This window comes from Nisaea acidiphila, from assembly GCF_024662015.1.
GTDB classification, from domain to species: domain Bacteria; phylum Pseudomonadota; class Alphaproteobacteria; order Thalassobaculales; family Thalassobaculaceae; genus Nisaea; species Nisaea acidiphila.
In genome coordinates this window covers 1,196,398-1,216,900 of the sequence record NZ_CP102480.1, presented here as the reverse complement: position 1 = coordinate 1,216,900, position 20,503 = coordinate 1,196,398, and the positions used below count along the sequence as shown (strand labels likewise).

Sequence of the window (20,503 nt, the reverse complement as noted above, 5' to 3'; positions counted from 1 at the left end):
ATTTTTGATTGGTTGCGGGCGCTCCGTCCCGTAGGATGAGGATGATCATTACAAATGAAACGAATGTCAATTGCCGATGCCCGTCGAAACCGATGACGACATGGACATGCTCGATCTGGACCGCTTCCTGCCCTACCGGCTGGCGGTCATCGCGTCCCGGGTCAGCAAGGCTCTCTCCAGTCTCTATGCCGAGCGCTTCGGAATCTCGATTCCTGAGTGGCGGGTGATCGCGCATCTCGCCCGGTCCGAGCGGATTTCGGTCCGGGACATCCATGGCAAGGTCAATCTGGACAAGGTGAAGGTCAGCCGGGCCGTCAGCCGGCTGGAGACGGCGGGGCTGGTAAGGAAGTCGAGCAACGCGGCGGACAACCGGCTGCTGGAGATCTCTCTGACGGAAGAGGGATGGTCCGTCTACCGGCAGATCGTGCCGCTCGCATCCGAGTTCGAGAAGGAGCTTCTGGGGGCGCTGGATGCCGCCGACCGGGCCGCGTTGGAGCGGATTTTCGAGCAGCTCAACGAGCGCCTCGACCGAGGCGCCGTGAGCTGACTCAGACCGGCGGCGGTTCCGTTCCCGGTGGCCGGGGACGCCACGCGCCCGGGATCTGGCCGACCAGCAGGCGTGCCACTCTGCCGCCCTCGTCGCTCAGCGGCAGGATCAGGCGGGTCCAGCTCGCGGTCTGGGAGCCGGGACGCGGGAAGTGCGTGGTGAGCAGCGGCGCCGCTCGTTCGACAACGGCCTGATAGGTGGCGAGGAAAAAATTCACGATATATTCGCTGTCGCCGAAGGCGCACACGGTTTGCCCCGTCACGTCGCGTCCGAAGCGCTCGGCGATCAGGCTGCCATAGAGCCGATAGCGGAAATCCGCGCCGTCCTCTAGGGCCTCCAGAATCATTAGATAGCCGAGGATGAAGCGCATTTCCGCCGGGTCGATGCCTCCCAACGGAGCCGCCGGTCCATCCGTTCGCTTGGTCTGCCAATAGGCGAGAAGCTGCCGCAGCCGTCCGTCCTCGACCTGTGCCGCATCCGGGGCCCAGGCCAGCTTCGGGGGATGCGCGTCGTTGGCCAGGAAAACGGCGTTCACATCCGGCACGCGGTCCTGCAGCAGGGCGTCGCGGATCTCCGCTGCGACCCGAAACTCGCTCTTAAACATCACCCCAAAGATCCCGCCATGCCCCAACTTCGATTGCCCGCACGTTCTGTGGGAACCTGCGCGCAATCGACGAGGTGCCCGAGCGTCCGGCAACCGCGCACTGATAGAAAAGCACCATTAAAAAAGTGTGAATATGGGCGGAAATCGACCCGGAGGTCAAATTCGCGGCTGTGCCGACATAGGGCCGGCCCCGGAAGATTGCCGGGGCCGGGTTATGGTGGGGGCCGGGAGGACGTTGCCGGTTTAGCTCTTGCCGGCGTCCTTGTCGGCCGTCTCCCAGGTCTTGGCGAAGGCGTTCCACGCGTCGGCGAAGTCGGCCTTCAGGTCGTCCCAGGCTTCCGCGGTGCCGGCCTTGAGGGCGCCGTAGCGCTCGCCGAGCTCGTTACGCGCCGCCTGCAGGTCCTTCAGGCCTTCCTGGGCCGCTTCGCGGGTGGCTTCGGTCATCTCGGCCCAGTTCTCGCGCAGAGCCTGACCGCGCCGGTCGATCTCCGCATCGAGCCGGTTCATCGCCTCCTTGGCCTCGGCGACTGCCTGCTTGCGCTCCTGGGCCGTGTATTTGGAGATGGCCTCCATCGATTCCGAAATCTCGGTGCGGACTTCCTTGGCCGTGACGAAGGGTTCCGTTTCGGATGCGATGGCCGGTGCGGCGCCCGCGGTGAGGGCGGCGGCAAGCGCGGTCGTGCAAAGGATTTTGCGGATATTCATCTGTCGTCTCCTTACTGGTATCGGGATTTGGCGCTGTCGAAAGCCGAGGAAATATCCTTCCAGGCTGTCTCGAAGCCGGACTTCAGGTTCTCCCAGGCGTCGTTGCTCGCGGCACGCAGGTCCTGTAGCCGGGATTCGGCCTTGTTGCGCTGCGCGCGCATCTCGTCGGCCTGGCGCCGGTATTCGATTTTGGCGTCGGCCTCGGCCTCCTCGGCCTTGGCTTTTACCTTGTCGATTTCGGCGTCCCACTGGTCGATGCGGGCCTTGGCTTTCGCGATGTACGGATCTTTGTCTGTCATATCGCACCTCCTTGCCGGGTAAACGCATGAGGGCGCCGATGGTTCCGAAAACGATCAGAGGAAACAGGCCGCGTTCGCCTGTTTCGTATCCCGCTACGGTAGGGATGCCGCCGGCAGACCGGCCGTCGCACGGCCTGATATTGCTTGCGATATCGCTCAGCGGCTCTTCCAAGAAGAAACCGCGTTCGGCGCGGCCAATCGGATGAAGTTTTGTCGGGTGCGGCCGCTGGCGCCAGGACACGCAGCATTTTTTCGAAAACAATAAATAATTGAAATTTTATAAAATAATAAACGATAAAATGGCTCTCTGCACGGCCCCATATTAGCCTTTCCCCGCATTCAATTCATGAAAGGGGAGTGTCATGGCCTGGCTCATTCCGAGCAAGAAATCGCGTGCCGCAACGGGTCTGCAGGAGACCGCTCCGGTTTATTACCGCATGGTCGACACGCCGCAGCTTTCCTATGCCCAGTGGCGCGAGGAGAGCGGCGACACGATCGCGACCTTCAGCGCGCCGCCGGCGGGGAAGGTCGCGATCGTGGGAGCCGGGCTGGGCGGTCTGGCCGCGGCGTACGAGTTGCTGAAATGCGGCGTCGACGTCACGGTCTACGAAGCGACGGAGCGTTCGGGCGGGCGTCTTTACAGCAAGAAATTCAATGACACATCGCCGGACATCGCCGAGCTCGGCGCGATGCGCTTTCCGCCCTCCGAGGAACTGCTGTACCGCTATCTCGATCTCTTCGGCATCGGGCTGGTCGACGATTTCCCCGATCCGGGGAAAGTCCCGACCTATGTGGCGTACAAGAGCAGCAAGTACCCGCCCGGAACCAGTTTCCCCCCGGCGGAATTCGATACGGTCAACGCGGGCTGGAACGCCCTGATGAATAACGGCGCGACGATCACCTATGTCGATTCCGCCGGCAATACGCAGACGAAGACCCTGGTGGCGCCGGCGGCGATCCAGAAGGCGCTGCAGACCGACGCGAGCGGTACTTCCCTCAATCCGGACGTCGATGTCGAGACGGCCTGGTCCGACTGGCTCAGCGTGTTCGCCAACCGGAGCCTGATCAATGGCCTGGTTCTGATTTTCAGCAGCGAGGCCAACCTGCCGGAGGGCGCGACGCTCTGGTCCTATCCCGAGGATTACGAACGGTTCGCCTCGCTCGGGACCGGGTTCGGCGGGTTCGGACCGCTCTATCAGGTGGCGTTCCTCGAGATTATCCGCCTCGTCGTCAACGGGCTCGAAACCGATCAGAAATTCGTCCCCTCCGGCATCGAGAGCCTTGCCGACAGCTTACGCGACACGACCATCACCCAACCCGGCGGAGGGACGACGACGGTCGGCGACAACCTTAATCTCAACAGCCCGATCTCCGGCATCTACCGGTTCGGCGACAAGATCGCCGTGCTGGGAGGCGACGGGACACCGGTGCCCGCCGGGCCTTTCGATCAGGTGATCGTCGCGACGACCCAGCGCTCGATGGAGATCGATACCAATCTGGGCCTGTTCTACGGGATCGAGCTCAATGGCAATACCTACGGCCCGACCCAGGAGGCGGAGACCGCGCAGGCGCTCCGGGACATCCACATCATGAATTCCTCGAAGGTCTTCATCCGCACGGCGACGCAGTTCTGGAAAGAGGGAACGAATGTGCCGCGCTGCATCCTCAGCGACTCCCTCTCGGCCAATCTCTACACGCTCGATTACGGGGCGACGAGCGGCGTGGTGCTGATCTCCTATGTCTGGGGCGACCAGTCGATCAAGCAGATCTCGTTCCAGGACAAACAGGCGCGTGTTGAACTGCTGCGCGACGCCATCGCGGCCTTCGATCTCGATTTCGCCGCCGAACTCGTGCCGGCGGGCGGGGATTACGAGAACAATGTCCAGATGATCGACTGGGAACTGCAGCCGCACTTTTACGGCGCCTTCAAGCTCAGCCGCCCGAGCCAGGATCACTATGTCCAGCAGGTGTTCTACGACTACCAGAAGGTCTCCGGCGGCGGCGCGAACGTCTTTCTCGCCGGCGACTCGGTGTCGTGGATCGGCGGCTGGACCGAGGGGGCGTTGCAGACCTCGATGAACGCGGCCTGCGCGGTCGCCGAAGCGCTCGGCGGGACATTGAACACGCCGGTCAATCCCCTGACGGCGCTGCAGGCGAATACCTACAATTACAACGTAACGAACGCATAGCGCCGGCCTGTCCGGGAGATGGCGGTTTCCGCCGTCGCTCCGGAGCCGAAATGCAATCGGGCCGGGTTGAGGGATCGTCTCCGCCCGGCCCGCGGCGTCTCTGGCGATTTTCCCGAAAGTTGTGTTACTGATTTTATGGAGATTGACGCGTTACGCCTGTGCGCGCCGCGATGGGCTTGTCTCGAGCCGGGCGACAGGGGGGCGTCCGGGCTTCGACGGATTTTTCCGCCGGTCACGTTAAGGTTGGGAGGTTCTTTGATGTCGCAATTTCAACTCATGGGTATTCTTTTATGCACTCTGTGAAATTCGTCGCCGTCATCCTCTCCACCCTCATCCTCGCATCCTGCAGCACGCTGTCGAAGGAAGAGTGCCATCTCGGGGACTGGAACGGCATCGGCTTCGCCGACGGCTCCTCGGGGCGGGGCGGCAACCGGATCGAGGCTCATCGAAAGGCCTGCGCCGAGCACGGGATCAGCCCTAACCTGGATGCCTATCTCGCCGGGCGGGAGCGCGGTCTCGGCCATTATTGCGCACCCTCCAACGGCTATCAGGAGGGGCTGCGGGACGATGCCTATGAAGGGGTGTGCCGCGGGCGGGACGAGGAGGCTTTCCTCGCCGCCTACAATGCCGGCCTCGCCGTGCATGACGTGAGATCCAAGATCTTCAGCCTGGAATACAGGGTCGGAAAGAAGCGGGAGGAAGTCGGCAAGGTCGAGGACGCGCTCGATGTCGCGCGGAGCCGCAAGATCACCTCGGCCGAAGACGGCGAGGCGGTCCGCAACGAACTCCTGACTCTCGGCGCCCAGCTCGAACGCCTGAACGGGGAAAAGCGGGTGATGGAGAAGGAGCTTGAGCTTCTTGAGAACGAGCTTACCCGGCTTCTGGAGCGCCACCGGAACGGCTTGTACAGCTAGAGCGCGATCATGTTACGCGATCCGTCATCCCGGGCCTGACCCGGGACCTCCCGGCGGAGTACGCGTTCCAAAGATCCCGGGGCAGGCCCGGGATGACGGTGTGGGCTCGGAAATCAGAAGTATTCCGGCAGCGCCGCGGCCAGCGCCGTGCGGATCCGCTCGCGCACCGGAACCACCGGGTCGGGCTTCTCGAACGTCAGCCCCGTCACCTGCTCGTAGAGCGAGACATACTTGTCGCTGAAGGCGAGCAGGGTCTCGGCGGGGATTTCCGGGATCGGGTCCTTGTAGGGATCGCACTTGGCGGCGATCCAGAGCCGGAGGAACTCCTTGTCGAGGCTCTCCGGCTCCTCGCCGGCATCGAACCGCTTCTGGTAACCATCGGCGATCCAGTAGCGGCTTGAATCCGGCGTGTGGATCTCATCGGCGATTGTGATGGTGCCGTCTTTGTCGATGCCGAATTCGTACTTGGTGTCGACGAGGATCAGCCCGCGCTCGGCCGCCAGTTCCTGCCCGCGGGCGAAGAGCGCGAGGCTCTTCTCGGCCAGCTCGCGCCACTGCACGTTCGTCACCAGATCCGAGGCGAGGATCTCCGCCTCCGTGATTGGCGCGTCATGCCCGCCATCCGCCGGCTTCGTCGTCGGCGTGATGATATTCTTCTCCAGCTTCTGGTTCTTCCTCATGCCGTCCGGGAAGGGATGGCCGTAGATCACCCGCTCGCCCCGATTGTACATCGTCCAGGCGCTGGTGCTGGTCGAGCCGGTGAGATAGGAGCGGACCACGATTTCGATCGGCACCATGTCGAGATCCTTGACCAGCACCACGTTCGGGTCCGGGTAGGAGATCACCTGGTTCGGGCAGATGTCGCTCGTATGGTCGAACCAGTAGCGCGCCGTCTGGGTCAGCACCTGGCCCTTGCAGGGCACGGCGGCGAGCACCTGGTCGAAGGCGGACTGCCGGTCGGTGGCGATCAGCAGGCGCCGCCCGTCCGGCAGCTTGTAGGCATCCCGCACCTTGCCCCGGACGAAACCCGGCAGTTCGGGGAATTCCGCGTCGGTGAGGCAATTGTCGAGGAGTTGCGAGGAGACGGGCTGCGGCGCCATGGGACGGGGTCCTGCGTGCGGTGAATTCTGTGCGGCGGCACGATAGCGGCTTTGCGCGCGGGTGCAATGGTGGGGTTGGGGGAGGTGGTCGGCGGGGCCGGGCAGGGCATCGAATTGAGCGGCACGTCCCTCAATTCATCCGCCCCACATTCGTCATCCCGTCGAAGGACGGGACCCAGGGATCATAAAGCGCCGCCCGTCATCCCCTGGGCCCCGGCCTCCGCCGGGGTTACGTCGCGAGTTGGGTGGCGAAGTAAGATTCACATGTCGGCCAGTCTTTCGCTGGTTTTTACGATGCCTCCGCCGATAGCGATGCAAAGAGCGGCAATGACGAGCCGCCTCACCACATTCTTTCTGTCACCTTCGTTTTTGATGTCAAAGTCGAGCCACGGGAGAAAAAATCTATTCCTCTCGGTTCCTGGTATTTTCCCGGAACTGATTTGAAACAAACCTCGTGCAAGCACATAGAAGCCAAAAATTATGATTGCGGTTCCTGCAATCTCCAAGGCGAGCGGAACGTATTCCGAGATCATTGAGAGTGAGCCTTTAATAGCGGTACCCCTTAACTCCCGTCATCGCCAATCAGGCTGATTACAGAACCTCAGAGAAGAATAGGCAGACAAATCCGATAAAATTAAGGGGACACACCACCCAAATTAAGGGGACACACCACCCAATTACTCCGCACCGTTCACCATGCATCTGGCCGTTAAGTTAAGTCGTGTGTTCCTGTAATCTCCCGGGGCTTACCCCGCCTTTTGCAGTGTGGGGATCTGCTCGATGATATCGGCCAGGTCTTTCTCTGCCTGGGCAATGTCCCATTGCGACTGGAGATTGACCCAGATCGTGGGGCCGTTGCCGCAGAGTTTCCCGAGCCGTAAAGCCATCTGGGCGGTGACGGGGGCTTTCTCGCTCAGGATATCGTGGAGCGTCTGCCGGGAGATCTTCAGGTTCTCCGCCAGTCTGGTTTTGCTGACGCCAAGCTCGGGCAGGATCTGGTCGCGCAACAGCGCGCCGGGATGCATCGGGGGAAGACCTTTAAGCATCAGTGATAATCCTCCAGTTTGACGTTGGTGGCGCCCGAATTCCATTCGAAGGTGAGGCGCCAATTGGCGGTGACGCGGACGCTGTAGGTGCCTTTGCGGTCTCCGGTCAACGCGTGGAAGTGGAAACCGGGCAGGTTCATGTCTTCCGGCTGCGATGCCGCGTTCAGGGTCTGAAGCATCTGCACAAGCCGGTTTTGAGCTGCACCCTGAACCGGTAACTTCCCACCTTTCCCGGTGGCGGCGAACTGCCTGAGGCCTTTGTGCGAGATGCTCTTGATCATGGAGGACTGTAAGGTATTGGCTTACATTTGTGAAGTGTTGGTTTACGCTGGAGGCTCCTGAGCGGCCGTGAGTGAGGTCTGGCAGGGTATCGAATTGAGGCGTGTGTCCCCCTTAACTTTCGGGTGCAATGGTGGGGTTGGGGATCGCAGGGAAAGGGGCCGGGCCGATATTGAATTGAGTAGCGAGTCGCTCAATTCATCCGCCCCTCGTTCGTCATCCCGTCGAGGGACGGGATCCAGGGATCATAAAGCGCCGCCCGTCATCCCCTGGGCCCCGGCCTCCGCCGGGGTGACGTCGCGAATTAAGTAATGTGTCCCCTTAATTCACCGAATTAAGTAATGTGTCCCCTTAATTCCGAATTAAGTAATGTGTCCCCTTAATTTGGGATAGCAGAGCGGATGGGGCCGGGCGGGGTTTCGAATTGAGCGGTGAGTCCCTCAATTCATCCGACCCACACTCGTCATCCCGTCGAAGGACGGGACCCAGAGATCATAAAGCGCTGCCCGTCATCCCCTGGGCCCCGGTTTCCGCCGGGGTGACGTCGCGAGTTAAGTAACGTGTCCCCTTAATCCTCAATTGGCGGTTCGGGTAGTGTTGAGGGTAATTTATCTTTAAGTTGTAGTTCTTTGTTCAAATCCCTGATGATGCCCCGTGCTTCGTCATACGCGGTCGCAACCCGTTTTCTAAACAAGAGCATTTCTTGCAGAGGGATTAGATCTCCGTCTCCTTCTTTCACCGGGAAATCAATAAATTCTCTCATGTTCTTTACGAAAAGAAATAGGCCAAGAATTCGTGGTATGTATTTTGGGTCAAAATAATGAATGATTTCAGCATAGCGAATATCTAAGCTGCTATCGCTATATTTTGCTATGCGATAGTATTTGGAGCGTACAAAAACTTCTATTGGCCTTTTGTTTATAAATTCATCGTCTGTAGTGATGATTGTCGCTCTCCATTGCGCCATATCAGCACGAACAGCGGAATAAAAGTTCAACTTTGCGTCTCTAATCTCTCTGGTGCGCCTTTCATTCTCCCGTTCTTGAGCAGCCTTTATCTGCATCAGGGCAACGGCATATACACCGCCGACCCCAAGCATCGCACCAAAGAACCCGCCCCATTTTTCAATAAAAATGCTAGAGGCGTCATAAACACCTGGTGTGAACACCATAAGTGCTACCCAGAGCGCCACCGCAGTAAGGGTCAGGAAGAGCGCTTGCGTAATCGTTTCCTTATTCATCAGCAGAAGGGTCTAGGAATGCAGTATGGAAATCAACCGACTAGTGCGGCCTTGTGAATTAATATGGTGCAATACTTATTTATCCCGAATCACCCGTCGTGCATCCAGCCCTCGAATTGAGTCGTGTGACTCCTCTATTCCCTAAGGGGTAGTACCTAAACATCCAAATCGATGATCTGGTGAACGTGAGTAACGGCATAGGCCGCCGGTCGACCGCCGCGCGTTTGGACATTTACATCCACTACGAATCCTTTGTGATAAATGTTCTCTTCTATATTGCGCATCTGATCTTTGATGCGTTCTTCGGCTAAGCTGGAGCCGTAAATGAGGGGCAAATCGCGGTCAGATAACGACTCAATAATTACCCGCTCGCCACTCTTTACCCCGACATCAGCGCTACCAACGTCAGACCTCTTGAAGACCATAAGAACCCGCTGCCGGTCAGCCGAGGAAATTGCATCAAGGGCTTTCCGATGATCCTCAATCTGCTTAATCGCGGCGCGTGACTCATTCGTATTGAATGTTACTGCCGCGCGAACCTGGCGCTGACCGTTCTCGTAGACAACAGCGGCGATCTGTCCCTTGCCGTTCTTTGACTTAGCTATGGCGCCAACCTGCTTCATTAGATCGTCAAGTTCGCCTTTGGATGCGTCATCTAGACGTCCATTTCCGCCCAGATAAACGCTGAGCCGCTCCCCATAGGCGTGCACGAATTGGCGAACAATGAGGATTTGATCCATTAACGAGATAAGCGTCCCCGCGTGCGGAACCAAGTCGGCGATAATTGAGCCGGTTCGAACCTCTCGCACGTAGACTTTGGCGTCATCCCGAAGATCCGGATGTTCGCGCTTCATGTAACGTTCATACTGGTTTGCGATGGACGTAAAAGCAGAAACAAAGTCGCCAAGCTCAATTGGCTCCTCTGTGTCGATTGTTACTTCGATATGCGCGCCGCCCCCGTCCATAAGGTGAGCATAGGATCAAAATTCTATCTTTCCGAGCGTTTTTGCATGCGAGGAAAACGAGGCTGCGAACGTTGTCGACCTACGGATTCTCGTTCAGGCGCATCTGCTACTCCATCCTGTTCGGCGTCTGAATGGCGAATGCAGATAGAAAGATCCCGGCTCTGCGGCCGGGATGACGGTAATGGTGCGGTGGGGGTGACGGGGGCGAGCGAACTCGCCCCCTCGTCATCAAGCGAGACTCAGACCGCCAGCCCGCGCTCCATCGCTAGCGCCAGCCGCCGCGCGAACGCTTTCGGGTCCGGCACGGCCTCGCCTTCCATGATGCGGGCCTGGTCGAGCAGCAGGTAGGCCGCGTCCTCCAGTTCCTGGCCGGTCTTGCCCGCCTTCACGCGCTTGGCCAGGGTCTTGATCACCGCGTGCTTGGCGTTGATCTCCAGCACCCGCGGGGTCGCCTGTTCGAGCTGCTTGTGCTGGCGCAGCAGGCGTTCGAGGTTGATGTCCATGTCGCCCTCGTCGGCGATCAGGCAGACCGGGCTGTCGGTCAGGCGCTTGGACTCGCGGACATCCTTGACCGTGTCGCCGAGCGCGAGCTTGAGGGAGGCGATCAGCGGGGCGATCTCGGCGCCCGCGTCCTGCTTCGCCTCCTCGTCCTTCTTCCCATCTTCCGGCTTCTCGTCCGCGCCGCCCTTCACCGCGTCGAGATCGGCCGAACCGCGGGTGATGGACTTGAACGGTTTGCCCTCATAGCCCTCGAACATGGCCTGGAGCCAGAAATCGTCGATCGGGTCGGTTAGCAGCAGGACCTCGACGCCTTTGGCCTTGAAGCCTTCGAGATGCGGGGAGTTCAAGAGCGCCTCGGGGCTCTCGCCGATAATGTAGTAGATGGCCTCCTGGCCCTCCTTCATCCGCTCGGCATAGTCCTTCAGGCTGACCAGCTTGTCGCTTTCGGTGGTTTTGAAGCGGACGAGGGAGAGCAGGGTCTCCTTGTGCTCCGTGCCGTCGGCATAGAGCCCTTCCTTCATCACCGGGCCGAAGGCGTCCCAGAACTTGGCGTATTCCTCCGGCTCCTTCTCCGCCTTCTTGGAAAGCTCGGAGAGCACGCGCTTGGTGACGGCCGACGAGATCTTCTGCAGCACCGGATTGCGCTGCAGCAGCTCGCGGCTGACATTGAGCGGCAAATCCTCGCAATCGATCACGCCGCGCAGGAAACGCAGGTACTCGGGAACCAGTCCCTCGCAATCGTCGGTGATGAAGACCCGCTTCACATAGAGCTTCACCCGGTTCTTGCGCTCGGGATGGAAGAGGTCGAAGGGCCGCTGGGTCGGCACGTAGAGCAGCGAGCTGTACTCGATCACGCCCTCGGCCTTCCAGTGCAGGGTGGCCCAGGGATCGTCGAAGGCATGCGCCGCGTGGTGGTAGAATTCCTTGTACTGCTCCTCGCTGATCTCGCTCTTCGCGCGGGTCCAGAGCGCGGAGGCCTCGTTCAGCGCTTTCTCTTCCTCGCCCGCGTCGGTCTTGGCGACGAAGAGGATCGGCACCGGGATGTGGTCGGAATAGCGCTTCACGATGTGCTGCAGGCGCTGCTCTTCGAGGAACTCGAGCGCGTCCTCCTTCAGGTGCATCGTGATGATGGTGCCGCGATTGGCCTTCTCGGCGTCGGAGATCGTGTATTCGCCGAGCCCGTCGGAGGTCCAGAGATGGGCCTTCGCCTCGCCGGCGCGCTTGGTCAGGACCTCGACCTTGTCGGCGATCATGAAGGCGGAATAGAAGCCGACGCCGAACTGGCCGATCAGGCCCGCATCCTTCTTCTCGTCGCCGGAGAGCTCGGAGACGAAGGCCTCGGTGCCGGAGCGGGCGATGGTGCCGAGATTGTCGTTCAGCTCCTCCGCGCTCATGCCGATGCCGTTATCGGAGAGCGTCAGCGTCTTCGCGTCCTTGTCGGCGGCGATCCTGATCTTGAATTCGCCGTCGCCCGTGGTCAGATCGGGATTGGTCAGGGCGAGATAGCGCAGCTTGTCGCAGGCATCGGAAGCATTGGAGATCAGTTCGCGCAGGAACACCTCGCGCTCGCTGTAAAGCGAATTGGCGACGATCTTCAGGAGCTTGCTGACCTCGGCCTGGAACGTCCGCTTTTCCGCAGTCATTTTCGCGATCACCTCTTGCTAAAAACGGAATCATTGTGATTGATGAGGCCTGATATGTGGGAAGTTGGAATTAATCGCAAGTCCCGCAGAGCGCAGACCCCGATCGAGGGCATAGTCTTACCTTCCCCATGAGCAGCATGACGCAGGACGGCCGGATCACCGCGATGCTCGGCCCGACGAATACAGGCAAGACCTATCTTGCCATCGAGCGGATGCTCGGCCATGCCTCGGGCATGATCGGCTTCCCGCTGCGCCTGCTCGCGCGCGAGAATTACGACCGCATCGTCGCGCTGAAGGGAAAGCACGCCGTCGCCCTGATCACCGGCGAGGAGAAGATCCTGCCGCCCAGGGCGCGGTATTTCGTCTGCACGGTGGAATCCATGCCGACGGACCGTTTCGTCGATTTCCTCGCGGTGGACGAGATCCAGCTCTGCGGCGACCGCGAGCGCGGCCATGTCTTCACCGACCGGCTGCTGCATGCGCGCGGCCGTCAGGAGACCATGTTCCTCGGCTCCGACATCATCCGCCCGCTCTTGAAGAAGCTGGTGCCGAAGGCGGAGATCGTCACCCGCCAGCGGCTCTCGAAGCTGAGCTATACCGGCCCGCGCAAGCTGACCCGCCTGCCGCGCCGTTCCGCCATCGTCGCCTTCTCCGCCGCCGACGTCTATGTGCTGGCCGAGATCGTCCGGCGCCAGCGCGGCGGCGCCGCCGTGGTGCTCGGCGCGCTCTCGCCCCGCGCCCGCAACGCCCAGGTGGCGATGTACCAGGAGGGCGAGGTCGATTACCTGATCGCGACCGACGCCATCGGCATGGGGCTCAACATGGATGTCGACCATGTCGCCTTCGCCGAGGACATGAAGTTCGACGGCCGCGCGCCGAGGCGCCTTACGCCGCCGGAAATGGCCCAGATCGCGGGCCGCGCCGGGCGGCACATGAACGACGGCACCTTCGGGGTGACGGCGGACTGCCCGCCGCTCGACGAGGAGATGGTGGAGGCGCTGGAAAGCCACAGCTTCGATCCGCTGCGCCATGTCTATTGGCGCAACAGCCGGCTCTCCTTCGGCAGCCTCGGGCTGCTCCGGCGTTCGCTCGAGACCCACAGCGAGGAACCGCACGTCATTCGCAAGCGGGACGCCGAGGACCAGCGCACCCTGGAGGCGATGGCAAGGATCGAGGCGGTGCAGGACCGGGCGACCTCGCCGGACAGGGTGAAGCTGCTCTGGGACATCTGTCAGATCCCGGATTTCCGCAAGACCATGAGCGAGTCGCACGCCCAGCTGCTCTCGAAAATCTTCTTCGACCTGACCGACGGACCGGAGCGGCTGGCGACGGACTGGGTGGCGAACCAGGTGAAGCGCCACGACCGCACGGACGGCGATATCGATACACTGGTAAACCGTATCGCACATATCCGCACTTGGACGTATATTACACACCGGGGAGACTGGGTGTCCGATCCCGTGCACTGGCAGGCCAGTACACGGGCGGTCGAGGACCGGCTTTCGGACGCCCTGCATGACAAGCTCACCCAGCGGTTCGTCGACAAGCGCGCGGCTCTGTTCATGCGCAAGCTGAAGGACGGCGGGAGCTTGTCTGCTGCCGTGAAATCCGACAGTACGGTGGTCGTGGAGGGCCATGCCGTCGGTCACATGGAAGGATTGAAATTCGTGCCTGATGTAGTTGATAGCGCGAACGCGAAGCCGGTTCTGACGGCCGCGCGCAAGGTGTTGCCGGAAGAACTGGCGCGCCGGACCGGACAGATCGAGGCGGCGGACAACGCGGCCTTTTCTGTCGGCCCGAAGGGCTCGGTGGTCTGGCTCGGGGCGGAGATCGCCCGGCTCGAGGCCGGCGCCGACATCCTGTCGCCGCAGATTCGCGTCGCGAACGAGGAAATGCTCGAAGGCGAGTTGCGCAAGCGGATCGAGACCCGTTTGCGCACCTGGCTGACGGGCGAGACCCAGGAGCGGCTCGGCCCGCTCTTGGAGATCAAGCAGGCGGAGCTGGAAGGCGCCGCGCGCGGGATCGCCTTTCAGGTGCTGGAAGGCATCGGCGGCGTCTCGTCGGACAAGGTGTCCTCGCTGCGCCGCGATCTCGACGACGAGCAGCGCAAGTCGCTGGCCCGCCTCGGCATCCGCTTCGGCACCGAGACGGTCTTCCTGCCGGTGCTGCTGAAGCCGAAGGCGGTGGAATTCCGTGCCATGCTGTGGAGCGTATTCTCCGGTCAATTCCCGGAAGAGGGCCCGCCGCCCGCCGGCCGCGTGATGGTGACCCGCGCCGAGGATGCGAGCGACGAGTTCTATCTTGCCATCGGTTACAAGCGCGTCGGCGGCCACGCGGTGCGCGCGGACATGCTGGAACGGGTCGCCCAGATGGTGCGCCAGGCCGCCCGTGAGGGTGCCTTCGCGATTTCCGCCGACATGCTGTCGCTCGCCGGTGTGGGCCACGAAGCGATGGCGGCGATCCTGACCGATCTCGGCTACCGCCGGGGCGAGGATGTTGAGGAGGAGCCGCGCTTCATCCCGCGCCGCCGCGAGCCGAAGCGCCGCCCAGAGGGCGAGCAGAAGCCGAAGGGCGGCAAGCCGCGCCAACAGACTGGCGAGGGCGGCGAGAAGCGGGAGCGTAAGGGCGGGCCGCGCAAGCCGAAGCGCAAAGAGGGCGGGCCGAGAGGTCCCAAGGTCATCAGCTCGAAAGAACCGGCGATGCGGCCGGAGGATTCTCCCTTCGCGGTGCTGCAGCAGCTCAAGCTGGCGAAATGAGCGAAGCCGGGACCCAGCGTGTCGACAAATGGCTCTGGTGTGCCCGGTTCTTCAAAAGCCGGGGCCTCGCCAACAAGATGCTCGGCGCCGGTCGGCTTCGTCTTTCGGGAAAATCCGTTTCCAAGGCGCACCAGCTGGTCAGGCCGGGCGACGTGCTGACTTTCCCGCAAGGCCCGCATATCCGTGTGGTGAAAGTGCTGTTCCTGGCCGAGCGGCGCGGACCCGCTCCCGAAGCGCAGACTCTCTACGAGGATCTCTCGCCGATCGAACCCTCCCGTCCGAAGGACACCGCTGCGCCGCCGGGGCCGGCCGCTCCGGCGCGCCGGGAGCCCGGTGCCGGCCGTCCGACGAAGCGCGAGCGCCGGCACCTGGACCAACTCCGCTCCGGCGGCGAATAGGCGGGCCGCTTGCCAAATTTCCGAGAGGGCTTAGATAGGGGAGGCCCTTTCCCGTACCTGGATTTCACATGCTTGGTTCACTGAAGTTGTTTTTCGACACGCTCCGCACCGGCGGCGCGGAGGAAGCTTCCAAGTCCGACGGCACCACAGACGCTGTTGCGACCCTGCTCGCAAAGGCGGCGTCTCTCGACGGTGAATTCGGCGAGGCGGAGCGGAAGACCATCGAGACCTTGCTGGCCCAGCGGTTCTCCCTGACACAGGAAGAGGTTCGCGATCTCATCGACGAATCGCTCAAGGAGATGGAGCAGAGCGTCGATTTCTACAGTTTCACGAAAGTCATCCGCGACGAGTTCGACCACGAAAAGCGCGTGGAACTGATGGAAATGCTTTGGGAAGTGGCTTATGCGGACGGCGTTCTGCACGACTACGAAGCCAGCCTGATGCGCCGTGTTACCGGTCTCATTTATGTTACAGATCAGGAGAGCGGTGCTGCGCGCAAGCGTGTCATGCAGAAACTCGGGCTTGCCGAGTAACACGTTTTTTATTACGAGACCGGGCAGTGTTTCCGGGCATGGAGTCCTTTGATGACGTATATCGTCAACGATCTCTGCATCAAATGTAAGTACACCGACTGCGTCGAAGTGTGCCCGGTCGATTGTTTCTATGAAGGCGAGAACATGCTCGTCATTCATCCCGACGAATGCATCGATTGCGGCGTGTGCGAGCCGGAATGTCCGGCCGAGGCGATTCTTCCGGACACCGAGCCCTCCGCCGAGAAATGGATCGAGTTCAATCGGGAATATTCCGAGCAGTGGCCGAACATCACGCGCAAGATCGACGCCATGCCGGATGCGGATGAGATGCAAAAGGTCGAAGGCAAGTTCGAGAAGTTTTTCTCGCCTGCGCCGGGCAAAGGTGACTGAGCTTCGGAATTGCCAGGATTTACCTCAAATTCCGGGGAAACCTTCATAAATCTTTAAGCCATGCGTCGTACGCGCGTTGGCCATGCGCCCGCAGACTCCCAATTTTATGAAAATTGTGCTAAGGTCTTAATATTCGGTGGGGCAAAACGTCTCGCCTCGCCGCCGTTTCCGAGAAGGTTTCGGACCATATTAAGAGCGGTATCCGCGAAGGTGGGCCATGGCCCACTTTTTTTGGCGCGTACCGGCAGCTTTCTGCGCTTTGCGCGGATCGTGGTTCTGAAAAGTGAGAGAGACTGAATAATGACAAAAAAAGTGGAGTTCAAGGCTGGGGATTTCGTGGTCTACCCGACCCATGGCGTCGGAAAGATCATCGGCACCGAGACTCAGCAAATTGCAGGGACCGAACTCGATCTGCTGGTTATCACTTTCGAGCAGGACCGTATGACGCTGCGGATTCCTGTCGGGAAAGCCAATAATTCCGGCTTGCGCCGTCTGAGCACCCGTAAGCAGATGGATGCCGCGATCACCAAGCTCAAAGGCCGCGCGCGCGTTCGTCGCACCATGTGGTCCCGTCGCGCCCAGGAATACGAGGCGAAGATCAATTCGGGCGATCCGGTTTCGATCGCCGAAGTCGTCCGCGACCTGCGCCGGAATACCGGTCAGGCCGATCAGTCTTACAGCGAACGGCAGATGTACCAGGCCGCGCTCGACCGGCTGGCCCGCGAGTTCGCCGCGATCGAGAAAATCGACGAGGACGCGGCGACGGACCGTCTCGAAAAGATCATGGCGGCTGCCTGATCCGGGATACACCCGCCGATATTCGATTTCAGCAGGCGGTGCCATCGGCGCCGCCTGTTTCATTTCAGAAGAAACCCAGGGTCAACTTGAACCGTTGGCGGCGGGCGTCTGAATTGCTATCTGGTGGGTAGGAGCAGAGCAATGTCAGACGCGGCGAAAATCGAAACAGAAAGTGCGAGACCGGCATCCGGGTCGGATGCGCGCTTTGCCGTCCTGCGCAAATGCTCCCGTATCTGGGCGATTGCTTCCATTCACGGCAGCGCGGATCATCTGTCGGGGCTGCACGCCGCCTTGGGAGAGCGCTATGAGCCCGGCGATCGTTTCGTGTATCTGGGCAACTATTATGGCCATGGGGAAAAGGTGCTGGAGACCGTGGACGAACTTCTGCGTTTCCGCCGTCTCATTCTAGCCCAGCCTCCCTATACCGATCTCGACGACATCGTGTATCTCCGCGGACGTCAGGAAGAAATGTGGCGTAAACTCCTGCAGCTTCATTTCGCTGGCGATTGCGAGGAGATCCTCGACTGGATGCTGGCGCACGGCGTGCGGCCGACGTTGCATGCGTATGGCGGCGCGGAGCAGCAGGCGAGAGCCGCCATAATGGAAGGACTTCTGGCCGTGAGCCGGTGGACGGGGCAGCTCCGGCAATCAATTCGCGCGCATCCGGGGCATAATGAATTCATGACCGGGTTTCGCAGGGCCGCTTACACCGATGACGAAGCAATTCTTTTCGTCAGCGCGGGGCTGGATCCCGCCCGCGACCTCTCAGACCAGGAAGACGGCTTCTGGTGGAACACTCAGGGGTTCGGTCAGATCGCGGAGGCTGGCTACGGAGGTTTCCAGAGAGTTGTCCGCGGTTTCGAGCCAGCTCACGAAGGTATCGTCGAGACATCCTCGACCCTAAGCATCGACGGCGGAGCTGGCTTTGACGGCGAGCTGCATGCCGTCTGCCTCGACCGGCAAGGCCTGATTGTAGATAGGGTCAACGCTTGACGTTGAACGGCTCGGCCGAACCATCCGGACCCGACGTACTATTGTGTGTGCTCTCGCGTTTGTGAACTGATAAGAGTCGCCAAAACCTCTGCGCGGTGATCCGATTTCCCTCGGGGATCGTAGATGCTTGTGAGTTTTCTCACTGCTGCATTGTAGAGGTTGAGCCATGGCACATATAGACGATCCTGGTACTCGGCGTGCCAACGTCACGTTCATCAAGGCCAGCATGAACGAGCCTCTCCTGGAACGGGAAGAGGAGCTCGACCTCGCAAGAGCCTGGCGGGAGGAGGGGTGCGAACGCTCTCTCCACCTTTTGGTCCGCTCCTACACGCGGCTGGTCGTCAGTTCAGCTTCGCGCTACCGCAATTACGGTCTGCCTATCGGCGATCTGATCCAGGAAGGCAATGTCGGCCTGATGCAGGCGGCTGCCCGCTTCGAACCTGAGCGCGAGGTCAGGTTCTCGACCTACGCGAGCTGGTGGATCCGGTCGGCGATCCAGGATTACGTCCTGCGCAACTGGTCGATCGTGCGCACCGGGACGACCGCAGCGCAGAAATCGCTCTTCTTCAATCTCCGTCGCCTGCGGGCCAAGATCCAGCAGGCGTCCGAAGAACTTTCTGCCGGAGAGCAGCGGCAACAGATTGCCGAGGAGCTCGGCGTCGCGATCAAGGACGTCGAAGCGATGGAACAGCGCATGTCCGGTTCCGACCAGTCGCTCAACGCGCCAATCGGGGAAAGCGGCGAGGATGAATGGATGGAGCTCCTGTCGGACGAGCGTCCGACGCCGGAAGATATCGTCACCGGCATGCGGGATGCGGAGACCCGCTCCAAATGGCTTAAAGAGGCGCTGTCGGAACTCAGCCCCCGCGAACAGACCATCATCGAACGCCGTCGTCTGGTTGAGGACGGAGCAACCCTTGAGGAGCTTGGCGTCGTGCTCGGGGTCAGCAAGGAGCGTGTCCGGCAGCTTGAGCATCGGGCCATGCTAAAGCTGAAACAGCATATCAGCCGCAATGTGGACCGGAGTTCGGACCTCTATACCGAGGCCTGACGGAGGTCACCGGGGGGCGATGGTCTTGACGCGCGTTCCCGCATTCGGGGAGACGTCGCGTTCCAGTCCGTTGATCACCCGGAAGAAACGCGTTTCGTAGCCGGGCATTGGGATGCTCGCGGCAAGGCTTTGCTCGGTGTCGCCGCCATCAACGGTCACAACCCGCACCTCAAACGGTCTGATCGATTTACGTTCTTCTTCGCTGAGCGGGCGAAGACTGTAAGTCGTCCGCCGCAAATCCTCGTTCAAGGCCTGGGTCCGCTGGCTGGGGATCAGAAACTGCATGCGATAGACGGTCCGGGAATCGAACCTGACCGCGACCAGGCGTAACACGTATGAGGATCTGTCGCGCGCGGTGACAGGGAGCCACCCCGTCGCGCCAACCATCCCGTTGACGTCGATCGACTCGAGGTCGCGTACATTGTGACCCTTCGCCCATTGAGCGCGGATGTAATCCACCGGCGGCACGCTCGTACCTTTCGGCGCCTGATCGAACACGATCCTTGCGCCTTGCTGATCGGCCGCGAGCACCTGCGTCGGCTTGTTGAAGAGCCGGAAGCCGGCGGGGACCTCGAAACGGAAATTGAGGTCTTTATGCAGGAACTCCTTGCCTCGGATGGTTCCTTCCTTCGGATCGTCTCCGAACATCAGGCCGTCGACCTGGTCCAGGAAGACATCTTTGTTGGTGACCGGATTTGCCAACTGCTGCACGGCGGCTGCGGCCAGCGCCTGCTTGACCCGGTCTACTGTCCGAGGATGGGTGGCGAGCAGATTGATCGCGTCGGGATCGTGGTCCGATCCCGACATTTGCGCCTGTAATCGGCTGGCTTCGCCCATTTTCGAAAGGAAGCTCGCCATCGCGCCGGTGTCGTATCCGGCGCGATTCAGGTAACGAACCCCGAGCGTGTCGGCCTGGAATTCCTGGTCGCGCGAATAGCTCTGCAGATAGAGCGTGGCGCCCTGGCTGGCGATATCGGCGACCGCGCGGCTATCCGCGAGGATACCGAGGAGAGTAGCGCCGAGATTGGTCGCCACGGCGCGCGAATAACGCTCCGCGCTGTGCCGGGCAGTGACGTGCCCGATCTCGTGGGCGATGACACCAGCGAGTTCGGCTTCGTTCTCGGCCAGCGCGATCAGCCCCCTGGTGACATAGACATAACCGCCCGGCAGCGCGAATGCGTTGACGTCGGGCGTATCAAGTACGGTGAATTTGAAGTCGAGGTCCGGCATTTCGGACGTCGCGGCCAGTCGCTTTCCGATCCGCGTCACGTACGCCGTCAGTTCAGGAAGCTCATCATAGGCTCCGCCGAATTGCTGACGGATTTTCGGGTCCTGTTCCCTGCCGACCCGCAACTCGTCTTCGGGGGACATAAAGGCGGTGAAGCTCTGCTCGCCGGTGGCGGGATTGGTACTGCAGCCTGACAGAAGCGTGCCGGTAGACAGAATGGCGCATAGCAATGCGATCAGGCTGGCAGGGCGGATCGTTCTTCCGTGAATCACCTCGATCACCGTCGCCACGCGATTTCTCCCGTACGTTTCTTTCGTCAACCTT

Annotated in this window: 21 protein-coding genes; 10 read left to right on the top strand and 11 right to left on the bottom strand. The window is 61.0% G+C overall.

Annotated features, from left to right (window positions below; all coding sequences use genetic code 11):
• Positions 1 to 76: 76 nt before the first annotated feature.
• Positions 77 to 547 carry a MarR family winged helix-turn-helix transcriptional regulator gene (locus tag NUH88_RS05650; RefSeq protein WP_257770508.1) on the top strand — a complete coding sequence of 157 codons (471 nt, stop codon included), beginning with the start codon at positions 77 to 79 and terminating at the stop codon, positions 545 to 547.
• A gap of 1 nt (position 548) precedes the next feature.
• Here NUH88_RS05650 and NUH88_RS05645 read toward each other — a convergent pair whose 3' ends face one another.
• From NUH88_RS05645 to NUH88_RS05635, 3 genes are all read right to left on the bottom strand, one after another.
• Entirely contained in the window at positions 549 to 1,151 is a 603-nt protein-coding gene (locus NUH88_RS05645; RefSeq protein ID WP_257770506.1) for a PAS domain-containing protein, read from the bottom strand.
• Positions 1,152 to 1,394: 243 nt separating this feature from the next.
• Positions 1,395 to 1,856 carry a hypothetical protein gene (locus tag NUH88_RS05640; RefSeq protein ID WP_257770505.1) on the bottom strand — a complete coding sequence of 154 codons (462 nt, stop codon included), beginning with the start codon at positions 1,854 to 1,856 and terminating at the stop codon, positions 1,395 to 1,397.
• A gap of 11 nt (positions 1,857 to 1,867) precedes the next feature.
• A complete protein-coding gene (locus NUH88_RS05635) occupies positions 1,868 to 2,155 on the bottom strand; it encodes a sll1863 family stress response protein (protein WP_257770503.1) in 288 nt (95 codons plus the stop codon).
• Between the two features lie 362 nt (positions 2,156 to 2,517).
• On the opposite strand from NUH88_RS05635, the gene NUH88_RS05630 reads away from it, so the two are divergent.
• A complete protein-coding gene (locus tag NUH88_RS05630; RefSeq protein WP_257770501.1) occupies positions 2,518 to 4,344 on the top strand; it encodes an NAD(P)/FAD-dependent oxidoreductase in 1,827 nt (608 codons plus the stop codon).
• A 290-nt stretch (positions 4,345 to 4,634) separates the two neighbouring features.
• Complete coding sequence (locus NUH88_RS05625) at positions 4,635 to 5,258, top strand: DUF2799 domain-containing protein (RefSeq protein ID WP_257770499.1); 624 nt, start codon at positions 4,635 to 4,637, stop codon at positions 5,256 to 5,258.
• 113 nt (positions 5,259 to 5,371) lie between these two features.
• Here the strand turns inward: NUH88_RS05625 and NUH88_RS05620 are convergent, their stop codons facing one another.
• From NUH88_RS05620 to htpG, 7 genes are all read right to left on the bottom strand, one after another.
• The gene (locus NUH88_RS05620) at positions 5,372 to 6,358 is read right to left on the bottom strand and encodes a phosphoribosylaminoimidazolesuccinocarboxamide synthase (RefSeq protein WP_257770497.1); all 987 of its coding nucleotides are present in this window, start codon (positions 6,356 to 6,358) and stop codon (positions 5,372 to 5,374) included.
• Positions 6,359 to 6,618: 260 nt separating this feature from the next.
• Positions 6,619 to 6,891 (bottom strand): hypothetical protein, encoded by a 273-nt coding sequence (locus NUH88_RS05615; protein ID WP_257770495.1) that lies wholly within the window; start codon positions 6,889 to 6,891, stop codon positions 6,619 to 6,621.
• A gap of 213 nt (positions 6,892 to 7,104) precedes the next feature.
• Positions 7,105 to 7,404: a HigA family addiction module antitoxin gene (locus tag NUH88_RS05610; protein WP_257770493.1), complete on the bottom strand. Its 300-nt coding sequence runs from the start codon at positions 7,402 to 7,404 to the stop codon at positions 7,105 to 7,107.
• The gene (locus tag NUH88_RS05605; RefSeq protein ID WP_257770491.1) at positions 7,404 to 7,685 is read right to left on the bottom strand and encodes a type II toxin-antitoxin system RelE/ParE family toxin; all 282 of its coding nucleotides are present in this window, start codon (positions 7,683 to 7,685) and stop codon (positions 7,404 to 7,406) included. Before NUH88_RS05605 ends, NUH88_RS05610 begins: the two co-directional genes overlap by 1 nt.
• A 566-nt stretch (positions 7,686 to 8,251) precedes the next feature.
• Positions 8,252 to 8,923: a hypothetical protein gene (locus NUH88_RS05600; protein WP_257770489.1), complete on the bottom strand. Its 672-nt coding sequence runs from the start codon at positions 8,921 to 8,923 to the stop codon at positions 8,252 to 8,254.
• Between the two features lie 155 nt (positions 8,924 to 9,078).
• Positions 9,079 to 9,888, bottom strand: a complete 810-nt coding sequence (locus NUH88_RS05595) for a hypothetical protein (protein ID WP_257770487.1) — start codon at positions 9,886 to 9,888, stop codon at positions 9,079 to 9,081.
• Positions 9,889 to 10,127: 239 nt separating this feature from the next.
• The gene (gene htpG, locus NUH88_RS05590; RefSeq protein ID WP_257770485.1) at positions 10,128 to 12,032 is read right to left on the bottom strand and encodes a molecular chaperone HtpG; all 1,905 of its coding nucleotides are present in this window, start codon (positions 12,030 to 12,032) and stop codon (positions 10,128 to 10,130) included.
• 128 nt (positions 12,033 to 12,160) lie between these two features.
• Here htpG and NUH88_RS05585 point away from each other — a divergent pair, with 128 nt between their 5' ends.
• The 7 genes from NUH88_RS05585 (at position 12,161) to NUH88_RS05555 (ending at position 18,951) form a co-directional block, all read left to right on the top strand.
• A complete protein-coding gene (locus NUH88_RS05585; protein WP_257770483.1) occupies positions 12,161 to 14,788 on the top strand; it encodes a helicase-related protein in 2,628 nt (875 codons plus the stop codon).
• Positions 14,785 to 15,186, top strand: a complete 402-nt coding sequence (locus NUH88_RS05580) for an RNA-binding S4 domain-containing protein (RefSeq protein WP_257770481.1) — start codon at positions 14,785 to 14,787, stop codon at positions 15,184 to 15,186. Before NUH88_RS05585 ends, NUH88_RS05580 begins: the two co-directional genes overlap by 4 nt.
• Before the next feature lie 68 nt (positions 15,187 to 15,254).
• A complete protein-coding gene (locus tag NUH88_RS05575; protein ID WP_257770479.1) occupies positions 15,255 to 15,719 on the top strand; it encodes a tellurite resistance TerB family protein in 465 nt (154 codons plus the stop codon).
• A gap of 51 nt (positions 15,720 to 15,770) precedes the next feature.
• The gene (gene fdxA / locus NUH88_RS05570; protein WP_257770477.1) at positions 15,771 to 16,109 is read left to right on the top strand and encodes a ferredoxin FdxA; all 339 of its coding nucleotides are present in this window, start codon (positions 15,771 to 15,773) and stop codon (positions 16,107 to 16,109) included.
• A gap of 300 nt (positions 16,110 to 16,409) precedes the next feature.
• Complete coding sequence (locus NUH88_RS05565; RefSeq protein ID WP_193187080.1) at positions 16,410 to 16,907, top strand: CarD family transcriptional regulator; 498 nt, start codon at positions 16,410 to 16,412, stop codon at positions 16,905 to 16,907.
• 141 nt (positions 16,908 to 17,048) lie between these two features.
• Positions 17,049 to 17,900 (top strand): hypothetical protein, encoded by an 852-nt coding sequence (locus tag NUH88_RS05560; RefSeq protein WP_257770473.1) that lies wholly within the window; start codon positions 17,049 to 17,051, stop codon positions 17,898 to 17,900.
• Positions 17,901 to 18,066: 166 nt separating this feature from the next.
• The gene (locus NUH88_RS05555; RefSeq protein WP_257770471.1) at positions 18,067 to 18,951 is read left to right on the top strand and encodes an RNA polymerase factor sigma-32; all 885 of its coding nucleotides are present in this window, start codon (positions 18,067 to 18,069) and stop codon (positions 18,949 to 18,951) included.
• Between the two features lie 6 nt (positions 18,952 to 18,957).
• Here NUH88_RS05555 and NUH88_RS05550 read toward each other — a convergent pair whose 3' ends face one another.
• Positions 18,958 to 20,469 carry a M48 family metalloprotease gene (locus NUH88_RS05550; protein WP_257770469.1) on the bottom strand — a complete coding sequence of 504 codons (1,512 nt, stop codon included), beginning with the start codon at positions 20,467 to 20,469 and terminating at the stop codon, positions 18,958 to 18,960.
• Between the last annotated feature and the right edge of the window lie 34 nt (positions 20,470 to 20,503).